We start from the raw sequence: 15,612 nt of genomic DNA, 5'->3' as shown, positions 1-15,612 counted from the left end.
TATGGAAAAATCCATGGCCGGCATCTTTCCCGTTAGATTGATTCATTGTAATTTCACGAAAACGCCTGTGCATGGAGCTGGACAAAACAACGTACCTCGACCTGTCGATCTTCAACCGTGAAGACGAATATTCACTGTTTCACAAACTGGATTTCACCACCACCGCCGGCGGGCGGGAATACCTGCGCAAGCTTTTCGGCCAGCCGCTGAAAGACATCGCTTCCATTCACAACCGCCAGCAGATGCTCCGCTACCTGCTGGAAAACGAAAAAGCCTGGCCCAAAGCCATCAGCAACGGCACCATCGTTGTCGTGGAGAATTATCTCAATGCAGAGATAGAGCCCATTTCGAGCAGCGGCGGGATTGCGTTGTACATCAACACCATCGTCACCAAAACGATTTATGCGCCCGACTTCGGCTTTATCAAATTCTCCTTCGAGCAGCTGATCAACCTCATCCGCGGGTTCCAGTCGCTGACGGAAGACATCGACATCGACTCTGCCCCCACCAACCTCCGCATGCTGCTGGAGCGGGCACGCGTATTGATCAACAAAGATGAATTCCACACGATCGTACAGCTCGATAGCGACGGTGCACTGAATTCCAGGGAGATCCTCCGCTACGATCGCGCCATTCGCAAGAAGTACAAGAAAGTGCTCTGGGAGCTCACAGAAATATACACCCAGCTGGACGCTTATCAAAGCATGGCGCAGGCTATCCTCCGTTTCCGGCTGCACTTCCCCGAGTTTACGGAAGAAGTGAAACCGCATATCGCCATCCAGCAGCTCTACCACCTGATCCTGCCGCAGCCGGTGGCCTATGACGTGTCGATGGACCCGGACAGGGGGTTTATATTCCTCACCGGAGCGAACATGGCGGGTAAGACGACCTTCATTAAGGCGGTGGGGATTTCCGTGTTCCTGGCGCACCTGGGCATGGGGGTGCCGGCGCAATCCATGCAGCTGAGCTTCTTCCACGGCATCCTTTCCAACATCGACGTGAAAGACAACATCTTCAAAGGCGAAAGTTATTTCTACAACGAAGTGCAGCGCATCAAAAACACCATCATCAAAATCAGCGACGGCAAAAACTGGCTCATCCTGATCGATGAAATGTTTAAAGGCACCAACGTGGAAGATGCGAAAAACTGTTCCCTTGCCGTGATCCGCGGATTGCTCCAAAACCGGCGCTGCCTCTACATCCTGTCGACTCACTTATACGAAATCGCGGAAGAACTGCAGCGCGAGCCGAAGATCATTTTCAAATATTTCCAGTCGGAAGTGATCGACGACAACCTGCATTTTACTTATGAGCTGCGCGATGGGATTGCGAAAGAAAAAATCGGGTACCTGATTTTGCGCAAGGAAAAAGTAATCGAGCTGCTGAACAACATGAAGATGGATTAATCGCTATCTTCATGTTTCACCAACATTGTTTGTACCCATGCTCGTCAGAGTTTTCGGCAGCGCCATTCACGGCGTGGATGCCATTACCATTACAATAGAAGTCAATGTAGGCCAGGGCACGCGTTTTTGCCTCGTGGGCCTGCCCGACAATGCCGTTAAGGAAAGCGAATACCGGATCGAGACGGTGATCAAGAACATCGGTTACCGCATGCCCCGTTTGCGGACGGTGGTGAACATGGCGCCGGCGGATATCCGCAAGGCGGGAGCGGCGTATGACCTGCCGATCGCGCTGGGTATCCTGGCGGCTTCGGAGCAGGCGGTTTTTCAACACGCGATCGAATCGTTCGTGATCATGGGAGAATTGGGGCTGGACGGGACGTTGCGCCCTGTCCGCGGTGCGCTGCCCATGGCGATGCGCGCCAGGCAGGAGGGCTTCGCAGGCATGATACTGCCCCGGCAAAACGCGTTGGAAGCCGCGATGGTGGAAGGGATCAGCGTGTACGGCATGGCGCACCTGAACGAAGTACTGGCTTTCCTGGAAGGAAGGGAGGACCGTATCCCGGAGCCACCCACGGCTTACCAGCCGGGTTATCCGGAAGGGCTGGATTTTTCGGAGGTGAAGGGGCAGGAAACGATTAAGCGGGCGATGGAAATCGCCGCGGCGGGCGGGCACAACATTTTGCTGGTGGGGCCGCCCGGCGCGGGTAAGACGATGCTGGCGCGGCGGCTGCCCACCATTCTCCCGCCGCTTACCTTATCCGAAGCCCTGGAGACCACGCGCATCCATTCCGTGGCGGGCAAATTGAACGCGGCGGACGGCGTCCTCAGTTCCCGGCCTTTCCGTTCGCCACACCATACCATCAGCGAAATGGCCATGGTAGGCGGCGGAAGCATCCCCCAACCCGGAGAAATCTCTTTGGCCCAACACGGCATCCTCTTCCTCGACGAGCTGCCGGAATACCGCCGCTCCGTACTCGAAGTCCTACGGCAGCCAATGGAAGAACGCTGCGTCAGCATTTCGAGGGCGCGCCAGGCGTTGGAGTTTCCCGCCACCTTCCAGCTCGTGGCCAGCATGAATCCCTGCCCCTGTGGATATTTCAACCACCCGGAAAAACCCTGCACCTGCCATCCTGGTATAGTCCGAAAGTACCTGAACCGCATATCCGGCCCGCTGCTCGACCGCATCGACCTTCATGTCGAAGTTACGCCCGTGAGCCCCGGCGCACTGGCGGATTCGCCAATTCCCGAAGCAAGCGCCTCCATCCGGGAACGGGTGATGGCGGCGCGGGAACGACAGTCACTGCGTTTCGGCCCTCCACTCCACACCGACCGTAAAAAGCAACCCGACGCATATTGCAATGCGCAGATGAACAGCGGTCAGCTGGAAATATTCTGTAAACTCGGACCGGAAGCAAAACAGCTGCTATCCGCTGCCATGAACAGGTTGCAATTGAGCGCCCGGGCATACGACCGTATTTTGAAAGTGGCACGCACCATCGCCGATCTCGATGCCGCGGCGGAGATCGGGTCGCATCATATTGCAGGTGCGATTCAATACAGGACGCTGGACCGTGCCAGCTGGGGCGCAGGTTGAATTGGCCCCGGACGCATCAAGTTATTTGCCCTTGCATCCGGTCTGCATTAGCCGCGGTTCTAATTGCCGTGCGGCCGATATCAACAGTAGTTTCGATAATAATCAGTGTTGTCCGTTCTGCTGTTCGATCTTTTTGTAGTCTTCGCTGAGTTTCCGCTGCACATCCGCCGGTACGGGCGCATATTCCGCGAAGGTCGCCTTCACTTTCGCTTTACCCTGCGTAACATTGCGCAGTGCGGCAAAGAGATGATCGAGCTCCGCCTGGGGTGTACGGGCTTTGATAACCTGCTTCGCGTCGCCGGAATCCATGCCGGTTATGATGCTGCGGTGGCTCTGCAGCTCGCTCATGATGTCGCCCATCATTACATCGGGTGCGGAGGCTTCGAGGTCGTACACCGGCTCCAGGAGCTGTGGCGCGGCCTGGTGGAAGGCTTCGCGGAAAGCCATCATGCCGGCGATCTTGAAGGAGATATCGTTGCTGTCGACCGGGTGCATCTTTCCGTCGTATATGCTTACCCGTACGTCGCGCACATACGAACCGGTGAGCGGCCCTTCCTGCATTTTTTCCATCACGCCTTTGAGGATCGACGGCAGGAAGCGCGTATCGATGGCGCCGCCTACGATGCAGTTGTTGAAAACCAATTTGCCGCCCCAGCTGAGGGCGATTTCTTCCGTATCGCGGACGGGAAATTCCTTGCTGACCGGCATGCCTTCGAACCAGGGCTCTATCTTCATGAAAACTTCCCCGAACTGCCCCGCACCACCGGATTGCTTCTTATGCCGGTAATTGGCCTGCGCGGCTTTCTGGATGGTTTCGCGGTAGGGAATGCGGGCGGGAAGGTAATCCACCTGCATATTGTACACATGTTCCAGCCGCCATTTGGTGACTGCCAGGTGCAATTCGCCCTGCCCGTGCAGGATCACCTGCTTCAGTTCACGGTTGTATTCCACTTCCAGTGTGGGATCTTCCATATGAATTTCGTTGAGGACTTCACCGAGCTTTTCGTCGTCGGCTTTATTTTTGGCGATGATAGCCGTCCGCACCCTGGGCGGGGGGAAGTGGATGGGATCGATCTGGCTGTTGAATTTGGGATCGTTGAGGGTATGATTGGTGAAGGTATTTTTCAGTTTGAGGGTGCAGCCGATATCGCCGGAACGGAGGCGGTCCACCTGCTGGCGGTTTTTACCGTCGGCGATGAAGAGCTGGTTCAGGCGTTCGGAGGTATTGCCTTTTTCGTTATACAGCTCCTGCCCTGCTTTCAGCTCCCCGCTGATCACTTTGAAGAAGGAGAGTTTGCCGATGTGGGGCTCCAGGAGGGTTTTAAACACGAAGAGGCAGGTGGGCCCGGCGGGGTCGCAGGGCACTTCGCGGCCGTCTTCCGTGACTTCCGGGGGCATTTCCACGGCGGAAGGGGCTACATTGTCGATGAACCCCATCAGCCTGCCGCTGCCCATGTTCCTGAGCGAGCTGAGGCAGAATAGGGGGAATACCTGGTGCTTCATCATCCCGATCTTGAGGCCTTGCCGGAGCTCGTCTTCGTCGAGGCTACCCTTTTCGAAGTACAGTTCCATGAGGGCGTCGTCGTTTTCGGCGGCTTTTTCGACGAGGGCGTTGTGCCATTCGTCGGCCTGCGCCTTTTCTTCGTCGGGGATGGGGAGTTTTTCGGGTTTGCCGCCTCCGGCGGGAAAGCGGTACATGGTCATTTTCAGCAGGTCGATGATGGCATTGAAGCCGGGCCCCTGGTTCACGGGGTACTGCATGACCGTAACGGCGGAGCCGAAGAAGCGGCGCGCCTGTTCGAGCACCTGCTGGTAGTTGGCGTTTTCGTGGTCGAGCTGGTTAACGGCGAGAATGGTGGGTTTCCGGTACCGGTCCACGTAATCCCAGATCTGTTCGGTGCCTACTTCCACACCATTGTAGGCGTGGAGCACCATCACGGCGGTGTCACAAACACGGATGGAGGACGCCACTTCGCCCATGAAGTCTTCCAGGCCCGGGGTGTCGATGATATTGATCTTGTAATCGCGCCATTCGGTGTGCAGCGTGGTGGCGTACACGGAGTTGCCCCGGGCGTGTTCTACCTCGTGGTAGTCCGATACCGTGTTGCGCTCCTCCACGGAGCCGCGTTTTGGGATAATGCCGGCCTCGAACAGCATGTCCTCGGCCAGCGTCGTTTTGCCGCTCTTGGCAGCGCCAATGAGCACAACGTTTTTAATGTGTTTTTCGTCATACGTTTTCATACGGCAATAGTTTTGCGGGTGAAGCGCGCCGGGGCGGGTGGGTTTGCCGTTCTGGGAGAAAGAATCAGTTTGCGAGGCTCATAACATGCTGTAGGATGACCTTCCCGGCCGTATATTAAATTACGCAATTTTTAGGGTAAATACCGTGATAAGTCCAGTTTAAAATCGATGTCGCAACACCGTTAGGGTGCCAAATAATTTTACCTTTGCCCCATGAAATTATTATTACGGTACCTCAAAAACTATAAATGGCTGGTGGTGGCTGCGCTGCTGCTGGCAACCGTCAACCAGGTGTTTTCCCTGTTAGACCCCTGGATCTTCGGAGAAATCGTGGACCGCTTCGCGTCCCATCCCCACACATTCACGGGCAAAGACGCGCCCGTTCCCGAGCCCCGGTCCGAAAACCAATACCTGTACGGCGTGATGCTCCTGCTCCTGGCTTCCATCGGCGTGGCCATGATCTCCCGCATCGCCAAAGCCTTCCAGGATTACTTCGTGAGCGCCATCACCCAACGGCTGGGCGCCCGGATGTATACCGACGGCCTCCGGCACTCCATGCGCCTGCCTTACCAGGAGTTCGAAGACCAGCGCTCCGGCGAAACGCTCGCCATACTGCAGAAAGTGCGCCTCGATACGGAAAAGTTCATCTCCCAGTTCATCAATATCCTCTTCACCACCCTGGTGGGCGTGGTATTCGTGATGATCTTCGCCTTCCGGGTGCACTGGTCGCTCGTGTTCGTGTATTTCGGCGGCTCCCTGCTGCTGGGATGGCTCATGAACGTGCTGAGCAAGCGCATCAAATCGATACAAAAAAACATCGTGAAGGAAACGACCGTGCTGGCCGGTGCCACCACCGAATCGCTCCGCAATATTGAGCTGGTGAAAAGCCTCGGCCTTACGAACCAGGAGATCCGCCGGCTGAACGCCAACACCATGAAGATCCTGCTGCTGGAGCTCACCAAGGTGAAGCGGGTACGCAGTATCGCGTTCGTGCAGGGTACGTTCGTCAACCTCCTCCGCTCCACCATCCTGTTCCTGCTGCTGTACCTGATTTACGGCGACCAGGTTTCCGTGGGACAGCTTATTTCTTTACAGCTGTATTCCTTCTTCCTTTTCGGGCCGTTGCAGGAACTGGGGAACATCATCCTGGCCTATCGCGAAGCGCAGGTTTCACTGGATAACTTCCAGCGGATACTGAATACGCCGGTGGAAGTGACGCCCGCATCACCGGCGAAACTTTCGCTGGTGAACGAGCTGGCTTTCCGGAACGTGGGCTTCCAGCATATCACCGCTAAAAACAAAGCGCTCGACGCCATCAATTTCACGGTGAAGACCGGCGAAACAATCGCGTTCGTGGGCCCTTCCGGCAGTGGTAAAACCACGCTGGTGAAGCTGCTCGTGGGATTGTACAAACCCGGTGAAGGGAATATCGAATACAACGGCATCGATTCCGGCGCGCTGGATATCGAAGAACTGCGGCACCAGCTCGGCTTCGTGACGCAGGACACGCAGCTGTTTTCCGGCACCATCCGCGAAAACCTCCTGTTCGTGAATCCCCGCGCCACGGAAGAAGAACTGATGAGCGCGCTGCAAAGGGCGTCGGCCTACAGCCTGCTGGCCCGTGCGGAAAATGGTATCGACACCGTGATCGGCGAAGGCGGGATTAAAATTTCCGGCGGCGAGAAGCAGCGCCTCTCCATCGCCAGGGCCCTGCTGCGGCAACCGCGGCTCCTGGTATTCGATGAAGCCACTTCCGCCCTCGATTCCATCACGGAAGAAGAAATCACCCAAACCGTAAGGCAGGTGACCTCCAGCAAGGAACACATCACCGTGATGATCGCCCACCGGCTTTCCACGATCATGCATGCCGACCGCATCTACGTCCTCGAAAAAGGCCGGATCGTTGAAACCGGCGCACACCACGCCCTCCTGGAAGAAAAAGGCTTGTATTACGCCATGTGGCGCCAGCAGATCGGGGAAAGGAAAACGACGGAACAAACGGCATAAACACGATCGTCCTAACGGCAGCCGGATTAAAATTGTACTTTTGCGCACCATGAGCAACACACCGAATTTCTTTCTGAGCATACTGAAAATGAAGTGCCCGCACTGCCGCAGAGGCGATATGTTCAAGGACAAAAACCCTTTCCACCTGCGTTTCTCGAAGATTTTCGCGATGTATGAAAGATGCCCGGTTTGCAACCAGAAATATGAACTGGAAACCGGTTTCTGGTTCGGGACCGGTTACGTAAGCTATGCCCTCGGCATCGCCCTGTCGGTTTTCAACCTCATCTGGTATTGGTTTTTCTTCGGCATGAGCTGGAAAGACGATAGCATTTACTGGTGGCTCGGCATCAACGGCGTCATTCTCGTTGTGCTGCAACCCTGGCTGATGCGCATTTCCCGCGTGATCTACCTCTATTTCTTCGTGTACTACGACGAAGACACCGCCAGCCTCCCCGATCCGGGGCACCCGCATGACCATACCCATTAATTTTGAATGAATTATGTATACAGAAGGGCCGTAAAAACGGCCCTTTTTTGCTTTTCATCCAAAATCTGAGCAGTATGTCAGATCATCTTTAGTATCGTTAAATGATGTAATGCGAAGGGTGGGAAGATGCAGGTGCATCCATGCCCAAATATATCTTATCATTTTCATTACTCATTATTTTTTCTGGGAAGATGGTCGTGTAACGCAATGCCAGCGCGACTTACTTGCCACGCCAACAATCGTTTCCAGAAATAATCCGATATTATTTGCAACATAGATGCATTTGTTTAGATTTGCAACTTTGTTGCACACTAAACATACTATCATGAAAAAGCTCTTGCTGCCGGCGGTTTTCGCCGGATTGTTCCTGGCTGCCTGCCGGAAAGACGATAAGCCCGCCGAACCGGCGCCCTTGGAAAAAGAAGCCGCATATCTCCGGCTGATCGTCAGCGACGTGGATCAGGCCCGTATCTCCGTGGTCGATCCCCTGAAAAGCACTTCCGCGCCCTTCAATGTAAAAGCCGCCCAGCCTTCGCTCTATGCCACCAGCACGGGCCAGTTCGCGGCGATTATCAGCCGTGCCGCCAATACCGTTGAATTCTTCAACACCGGCATCGAAAAGCACGGCGGGCACCTGCATGTACACGAAGCCGGGATGTCGCCCGTCACCTTTTCCGAAGCCGGCCCTACGCACTTTTACGCGCATGCCGGCCTCAATGCTATTTTCAATGACGGCACCGGCACCCTGAGCCTGTTCAAAGACGGCGACCTGGAAGAAGGGCCCGGCACCATCCTCCCCGTTGCCCAGCCCCACCACGGCGCCATGGTGATCTTCGACGATCATACCATTGCGGTTACGCAGAAAGACGGCTCCGTTTCCGGTACACTGCCCGAAAAAGTGAAAATCATCGACCGCTTCGGTAAAACGCTGCACGAAACCAAAATCGCCACCAAAGGCATTCACGGGGATGCGGGCAACGGCAAACTGGCGGCATTCGGCAGTCCGGATGGCGTGCTGATCGTTTCCCAGAACGGCGAACAATCCCTGGTGCCTTACCCTTCCAGCTTCGGCGACGCCTGGCTCGGCACCATCTACGGCCATAAAGCCCTGCCGCACTTCTTCGGCTCCACGAGCCTGGGGCTTTTCAAAATCGATCCCGCTAGCAAACAAATCACGGAAGTCCTGAAGAATAACAACAACATCCACCAATACCTCCTCGACGGCGAAGGCAAGCATTTTTACGTCCTCCTCACCGATGGCACCCTGAAAGTTTTCAACGCCGCCACCGGCCAGCAAACGAAGGAAGCGAAGATCGCCCCGGCCATCCCCGATGGTGCTACCGCCGCGCAGAAACCTTACTTCGCCGTATCGCGCAGGGCGCTGTATATCACCGACCAGGCCGCAGGCGCCATCCGCAGCCTCAGCCTGCCCGATTTGCAGCAAACGGCCGCCATCACCGTAGGCGGCAAACCGTTCAAAGTACTGGTTACCGGCGACCAGGAAGGCCTCGAAGCATACGAACACTAAAGCCAGCCAGCATACCACAAAAAGGGGAACCAGCGATTGCCGGTTCCCCTTTCCTTTTGGCCTGTTACGGCTATTCTTACTTGATTTCGATCGGGAATTCTGCCTGTGCATCGGTGCTGCCGGGCGTATAGGAGCCGTCTTTCCCGGTGGGCTGATGGCGTACCACCATGCGGAAATAACCTTTGAAAGCTGCTTTGGTCGCAACCTGCACGTCGAGGCCGACAGGCAGGTTCTTTCCGTCCTTATCCAGCGGCGTAACGGTGGCGGCGGTAGTTACCGAATCCGTTACTGGCGCGTTGGCATTTACGAAAAACAGGTGGAAGAGGCGGTGTTCATCAGCTTCTTCGGCGATTTCGTGTGTCACAGTGTCTGCGGGGTTCTTGCGCTCGTCCAGCAGCTCGGTGGCCAACAGGTAAGTGGTATTGGCTTTCAGGCTGATGGCCGTGATCTGGGGCGCGTTGCCACCGGCGCCATCCATATCCTTCCACGTAGCTATTACTTTCTCCGCAGGCGTGGCAGCATTGGTGAAAGTGAGTTTCACCGTGGTGATTTCTTCGTTTTCGTTTTCATGATCATGGTCGTGATCGTCGTGCTTTTCTTTTTTGCAGGCGGAAAACGTCAGCACGGCGGCTGCGGCTAAAAATGCGATGGACTTATTAACAGTGAAAATTTTCTTCATCATGATCAGGAGGATTTTTTGCCGAAAATGAGCGGCAGTTTGAGTTTAAGGTAAATGTTTGCGCCAGGCTCGTCCGCATAATACCGGAGTGCGTTCATGTAATCGCGGTAGCGGGTGTTGAGGACGTTGGTGGCGCCAAGGATAACCGACAGCGGTTGCCTGCCGAAATGCAGCGTGCTGCCGGTTTCTATGCTCAGCAAATTGTACGCGTCCGGAGCTGCCATGTAATCCTGCCCACGAGGATCTTTCGGATCCTTGATGTTGGCAGGCGTGCGCGTCTGCTTCGTTACGTTTTGCATGCTGACGGCAATGTAGTTGTCGGTGAATTTCTTCGTGTTGCCCGGGAAGTAGCTGATCTCATGCTCGAACCTGTCGGACGGCATATTGATCATCCAGTCGTTGATATTCTCGTTCCAGGCGCGCAGCACCGAGGCTTTGGTGGTGAATTGCCATTTGGGAAGGAAGCGATAACGCACCTGCGCATCGAAGCCTTTGGTCGTAGCATCGGCGCTGGTGTAATACCAGAACGGGAACGCCCCGCGGATAGTGACCACAGTACTGTCTGTCGGCTGCAGGAAGATGAAGTTGCCGAACTTGTTGTAATACAGGTTGACATCGGCTTCCAGCTTATCGTTCAGATCGTAGTGCAGGGCCAGGTTGATTTTGTTGGCGGCTTCCGCTTCGAGATTTCCATTGCCCAATTCATAACGGGCAGCGCCGTGGTGGACGCCCGTGGCGTAGAGCTCGTTCACGCCGGCCGCTCTCCAGGCATGCGCTGCATTGAGCGTGGCGTGGAAGTTGTCGGTGATGCGGAACTGCGCGCCCAGCGATCCGGAGAAGCTGCTGTAATCGCGTTCGGCGAAGCGGAGGTCGTGGGAGTTATCGCTGATATCGTAATAGCTTTTGTTATCGTAACGCACACCGCCTTCAAGAAGCCATTTGTTATCGGCGCTCTCCCACTTTTCGGTCCAGAACAGTCCCCACTGGCGGCTTTCATAATTCGGAATAAAAAGCCTGCGCTCGTAGCTGTTCCGCTGGAACATGCCGCTGGCGCCGATGGTACCGCGCAATCCTTTCCAGGAACGGTGATCCCACAGCAACTCGCCGGTCCAGGTGGTGAGGTTCAGGTTCATCCGGTTCACCGCCAGTGCTGAATTGTAATCCAGTTCTTCGCGGTAGTTGAACTGCCGTGCCAGCACGAGGTTCAGCTTACCGGCATTGCCAGTGTTCACGAAACCCTTCATTTTGAACAATTCATGCTCGATGCGTTGATAGGGCCTGTCGATTTTGTACGAAAACCCTTCCGTGTATTCTGGCAGCGGGCGCCCGTTTTTGATCGCGAGTTCCAGGTCGGTGCTGTTGCCGATATGTGAGCCTTCGAATACGGCGAGATTGGTGTTGAACTGAGAATAGAACAATTCCACGCCGTAGTTTTTCTTTTTATAACCTGCGGCGGCGGAGAAGTTGAATTCTTCCACGCCGGTGTTATCGAGCCAGTAATCGGGCGTGCGGGTGTTCCCCCCTTTGCGGAGGGTCCCTTGCAGCCGCCAGCTGAGTCCCGGCACCTGGGGCACCTGTTGCTCGAGTATGGCGCTGAGCGCACCCAGCCGGTTATTGGAAAAGGCGGACATGTTCACTTCCCCCGCCAAACCCGGCTTCACCGGCATCGCTCTCGGTTCCACGAGCACCACACCGCCAATGGCATCACCGCCGTAACGAAGCGCACCGGCGCCTTTCACCACCACCAGTTTATTGGCGAGGTAGGGATCCACTTCAGGCGCGTGCTCCGAGCCCCACTGCTGGCCTTCCTGTCGGATGCCGTTGTTGAGGATCAGGATGCGGTTGCTGTGCAGGCCGTTGATGACCGGCTTGGAAACGTTGGGCCCGGTGGTCATCGTCGTAACCCCGTTGATGCGCTTCAACGCGTCACCCAGGCTAAGCCCGCGGGTTTTATCGAGTTCCCGGCCGCTGATCGATTCCACGGCCGATGTGGTCACTTCCTTCGCGGCATGGCCGGTAACGGCCACTTCCTGGAGCTGGGTAATGCTGTGCGGGAGGGAGATATTCCTGCGCTCGTCGCCGCCCACGGGCCACGACAATTCCACGGGCAGGCAGCCGATGTGGCTGACGTGCAGGGTATACGTACCCGGACACAGCCCGTCGATCTGGTATCTTCCTTTATCGTCGCTTTTAACGGCCTGCCCGGTTTCTTTCACAATAATGGTAGCGCCTGCCAGCGGTTGCTGCGTATCGCTGTCGGTCACCGATCCGCCGATACGGATGGTGCACTGCGCCGCTGACGGAACCGCCCACGCCAATGCGGGGAGGCCGCACAGCAGTGCGCGTAAAATCAAATGTCTCATCTGGTTACAATGCGTCTCAGGCAGCGGATATGGCTGCCGGTGATTAATGAGTGGGGGGATGATGGGGCTTACGCGGCCGGAGGGGCCCTCAGAGAGCAGTAAGGCACCGGGGCTACCGGCACGGGAACAGGCTGCGCGGATGGCAGCTCAGCGTATACAAAAGGCACCGCAGCCAGGCGGACGCTATGTTCCGGGAGAAACATCTCCATGGCGCCATGCAGCCAGTCGCAGTGCGTGTGTTCAGTGGAAATGGCCGGACCATAAGTATACATTACGCTGCAGGCAGGTTCGTCTACCGTGTCTTCATGGCCGGAAAAATGGTGCAGGTACTCCCGGGGCGTCGTGTAAATACCGAAGACGCCCAGGAGGAAAAGAACGCTTATTTGTAGCAAACGCTGTCTCAATACACCTGGTTATGGCAGCAAAGATAGCCTTTTTCCCGGAATTGCAACGAGGTTGCAGGCCTAGCGGACCTTCATCATCGTGCGTACCTGCTGGGCCGCGCCGTTCTGGAACCGCACGTAATACATCCCGGAAGGCAGGTGCTCCGCATCGAGGGTGTGGGTGTAGGTGCCTGCGGCGTGCTGACGGTCAACCGGTTTGGCTACCAGCCTGCCCATGGTGTCGAACACCTGGATGAGGGTATGGCCGCCACGGGTTTTGTATTGCAAGACCGTTTTGGCCGTAAATGGATTGGGATAATTGGAGATGAGGGTTTCATTCTCGCCCACGCCGGGAATCCCCGTCACAACGCTGCAAGCCAGCCCGTTGATGAGCGGCAGGCTCTGGTAGTTGTTCAGCATGATCCTGTTCAGGTCTTCCGAAGGCACGCAGAACCATTGTTCCAGCAGCGAGGCGTAAACGGAGCGGAAATCATATTGCATGGGCACGTTGTCCACAGGGCGCGCGGCGTCGGGCATCGCGGGGTTATTCCCCAGCACCTGCTGGTTCACGTAATCGCCAAAGATGATCATAGGCGCAGAGTTGCCGTGGTCGGTACCCATACTGCCATTCGACATGATCCTTCTTCCGAATTCGGAGAAAGTCATCCCCACCACCCGCTGCGATTTCTTTTGCATGGTGAGGTCGTCCATGAAGGCTTTCACGGCCGAGGAAATATTTCCCAGCAGCCTGGCGTGCTCACCGGTGGTGGTATCGCCGCTGTTGGTCTGGTTGGCGTGTGTGTCGAAACCGCCGATGCTCACCATGTACAGTCGGGTCTTCAGTCCGCCGGCAACCAGCCTGGCCACGATTTTCAGTTGTGCGGCGAGGGAATTATCGGGATAGGGCCCCTGGCTCATCACCTTCGCGGCGGCGGCCTTGATCACGTCGGCATAGCGGTTGGTTTGCCGCTGAATCTGCCGGATGTATTTCAGCTCTTTGCCGGCACGGGTGTTGGGCACGGCTTCTTCGATATTGTCGAGGAGGTTGTAGAAATCGGTCGGGCTTGTCACCGCCATCCCAAAGTTTCCGCCGCCTCCCACAAATGCGGGGGATACGATGGAGCCGATCTGGATCGCAGGCGGATCGGGCATTTCCGCATTCGGGTAATCTTTCGGATAATTCGGATATTCCGTATCGAGGAAACGCCCGCCCCAACCGGTTTCCAGCACCTCGTTGGCATCGGAGCCCGTGAGCCAGATATCCGTGGCGCGGAAGTGGGAGAAGTTGGGGGAAGGATAACCGACCGACTGGACGATGGACACATGCCCTTCGTCGTACAGCTGCTTGATGCCGGTCATTGCCGGGTGGATGCCAGTTTTATTATTGCCCGCCAGCCGCAGCACGCGCCCTTCCGGGATTGCGATGTTCCTGCGCGCCGTTTCGTATTTGCTGTATTGGTCCAGCGGTATCACCATGTTCAGGCCGTCGTTACCGCCGTTCAGCTGGATCATTACCAGCACGTGATCGTTGTCGAGCGCGGTTTTCTCCAGTGCCGCCAGGAAAGGCGATGCGGCAAAGGCCTTGATGGAAAAGCCGTTGATAAAGGTAGGCAGGATAGATGCCGGGGCGGTATATCTGAGAAAATCTCTGCGTTTCATAATTAGGTTTTCAACGTGATCAGGCCAGGTGATATTCTGACAGGTTCATGATGGTTTTGTAAAGCGCTTTCAGCATATCGGTCACGAGCGCCTTTTGCATGGTGTCTCCCGGGTTGGAAATGTATTGATCCCAGGCTTGCGTCCAGTAGTAATCCTGCTCCTGGTCTTTGAGGAGGATTTTATCTTTCAGATAGGTTTTCATGGCGCCGGATAGATCCATACGGTAAAGGATGGCCAGTGCGTCGTTGATAAGATGTACGGGATTGCCGGGATCAGGAAGCTGTTGCGTAAGCACCAGCGGATCGATCTGCAGGCGTTGGCCCATGGAGTTGTAGCCGGTGGTGATCATCTGGTCGGCCAGGAAATTCCTTTTCGGCAGTGTATCGGTATTGATCCAGAGCTCGTGGAACTGGGGCGCGAGATAATACGCATCCCACCCGGAAACGCCCGGCGGATCGCCGATATTCTGCTGCTGGTTGCCCGCGGCGGATTGCAGCGAGCGCCATTGCGCGTAGGCATTCATGTAATCCGCAGCCGGAGCGAACTTCACGCCGAACTCGCGGCACATGCCCACCGTATAATCGACCGGACTTTTTATCAGGCACGACATATTCGCCGGGTCGTAGAAGTGCTCGCTTTTAAAGAGCGCCGCCAGGACCGGGCGGATATCATAATTCGCCTGCCGGAAGATATCCGCCAGCGGCGTGATCACGTCTGCTTCCGCAGTGGAATCCACTTCGTAATAAATAAAAAACTGGTACAGTTTGCGGCAGATGAACTTCGCCACTTCCTGTTGCACGAAAATGATATTGAGCATATCGTCCAGCTCAGTAGTGCCCGCCATGCCGGTTTTGCCGGTGATGACTTTATTGGAGAACCAGCTGGAGAATTGTTTGTTTTCGACGGCGTGTTTGGTGGGGTCGAAGTAGCTGGTGATGTTGACCTTGTCTACTTTGTAGCCGGTAAGCACGTGTGCGGCGGCGCGGACGTCTTCTTCCTGGTACAGCGATTCGGGTCCTTTGCCGCAGGTGAAAAGCTCGAGGAGCTCGCGGGCGTAGTTTTCGTCGGCGGCGGTTTTCTCGTTGAGGTAACCGTTGAGGTAGACGAGCATGGCCGGGTCGATGGTCACCGCTTTGGTGAGGGCTTTGAAGTTCCCCAGGGCATGCGTGCGCAACATGGCGTTGTGGGCGTACATGAAGCGGGCATCCTGTATGATATTAGTTTCGGTGGCGAAGTGATTATGCCAGAACAGCACCATTTTCTCG

Annotated in this window: 11 protein-coding genes; 5 read left to right on the top strand and 6 right to left on the bottom strand. The window is 56.0% G+C overall.

Annotated elements, in window-relative coordinates; genetic code table 11:
* Positions 1–71 precede the first annotated feature (71 nt).
* Together Q0510_RS24570 and Q0510_RS24565 are read left to right on the top strand one after the other, a co-directional pair.
* On the top strand, positions 72–1,406 hold the full coding sequence (locus tag Q0510_RS24570) for a DNA mismatch repair protein MutS (RefSeq protein WP_298717908.1): 1,335 nt from the start codon (positions 72–74) through the stop codon (positions 1,404–1,406).
* Between the two features lie 37 nt (positions 1,407–1,443).
* Positions 1,444–3,000, top strand: a complete 1,557-nt coding sequence (locus tag Q0510_RS24565) for a YifB family Mg chelatase-like AAA ATPase (RefSeq protein ID WP_298717905.1) — start codon at positions 1,444–1,446, stop codon at positions 2,998–3,000.
* A gap of 102 nt (positions 3,001–3,102) precedes the next feature.
* Here the strand turns inward: Q0510_RS24565 and Q0510_RS24560 are convergent, their stop codons facing one another.
* Entirely contained in the window at positions 3,103–5,241 is a 2,139-nt protein-coding gene (locus Q0510_RS24560; RefSeq protein ID WP_298717901.1) for a translation factor GTPase family protein, read from the bottom strand.
* 213 nt (positions 5,242–5,454) lie between these two features.
* Between Q0510_RS24560 and Q0510_RS24555 the strand changes: the two genes are divergently transcribed.
* From Q0510_RS24555 to Q0510_RS24545, 3 genes are all read left to right on the top strand, one after another.
* The gene (locus tag Q0510_RS24555; protein WP_298717898.1) at positions 5,455–7,248 is read left to right on the top strand and encodes an ABC transporter ATP-binding protein; all 1,794 of its coding nucleotides are present in this window, start codon (positions 5,455–5,457) and stop codon (positions 7,246–7,248) included.
* Positions 7,249–7,297: 49 nt separating this feature from the next.
* Positions 7,298–7,735 carry a DUF983 domain-containing protein gene (locus tag Q0510_RS24550; protein ID WP_298717895.1) on the top strand — a complete coding sequence of 146 codons (438 nt, stop codon included), beginning with the start codon at positions 7,298–7,300 and terminating at the stop codon, positions 7,733–7,735.
* 325 nt (positions 7,736–8,060) lie between these two features.
* Positions 8,061–9,263, top strand: a complete 1,203-nt coding sequence (locus Q0510_RS24545) for a hypothetical protein (protein WP_298717892.1) — start codon at positions 8,061–8,063, stop codon at positions 9,261–9,263.
* Between the two features lie 76 nt (positions 9,264–9,339).
* Here the strand turns inward: Q0510_RS24545 and Q0510_RS24540 are convergent, their stop codons facing one another.
* The 5 genes from Q0510_RS24540 to Q0510_RS24520 all read right to left on the bottom strand — a co-directional run.
* Positions 9,340–9,945 carry a hypothetical protein gene (locus Q0510_RS24540; protein WP_298717889.1) on the bottom strand — a complete coding sequence of 202 codons (606 nt, stop codon included), beginning with the start codon at positions 9,943–9,945 and terminating at the stop codon, positions 9,340–9,342.
* A gap of 2 nt (positions 9,946–9,947) precedes the next feature.
* Positions 9,948–12,305 (bottom strand): TonB-dependent receptor, encoded by a 2,358-nt coding sequence (locus Q0510_RS24535; RefSeq protein WP_298717886.1) that lies wholly within the window; start codon positions 12,303–12,305, stop codon positions 9,948–9,950.
* A 68-nt stretch (positions 12,306–12,373) separates the two neighbouring features.
* The gene (locus tag Q0510_RS24530) at positions 12,374–12,697 is read right to left on the bottom strand and encodes a hypothetical protein (protein ID WP_298717883.1); all 324 of its coding nucleotides are present in this window, start codon (positions 12,695–12,697) and stop codon (positions 12,374–12,376) included.
* Positions 12,698–12,769: 72 nt separating this feature from the next.
* A complete protein-coding gene (locus Q0510_RS24525) occupies positions 12,770–14,347 on the bottom strand; it encodes a DUF1501 domain-containing protein (protein ID WP_298717880.1) in 1,578 nt (525 codons plus the stop codon).
* A gap of 19 nt (positions 14,348–14,366) precedes the next feature.
* The coding region (locus Q0510_RS24520; protein ID WP_298717876.1) for a DUF1800 family protein at positions 14,367–15,612 on the bottom strand (1,246 nt) is incomplete at its 5' end.

Origin of the sequence: uncultured Chitinophaga sp., from assembly GCF_937874145.1 — a bacterium.
Lineage (GTDB): Bacteria > Bacteroidota > Bacteroidia > Chitinophagales > Chitinophagaceae > Chitinophaga.
This window is presented reverse-complemented; position numbering and strand designations above follow the sequence as displayed.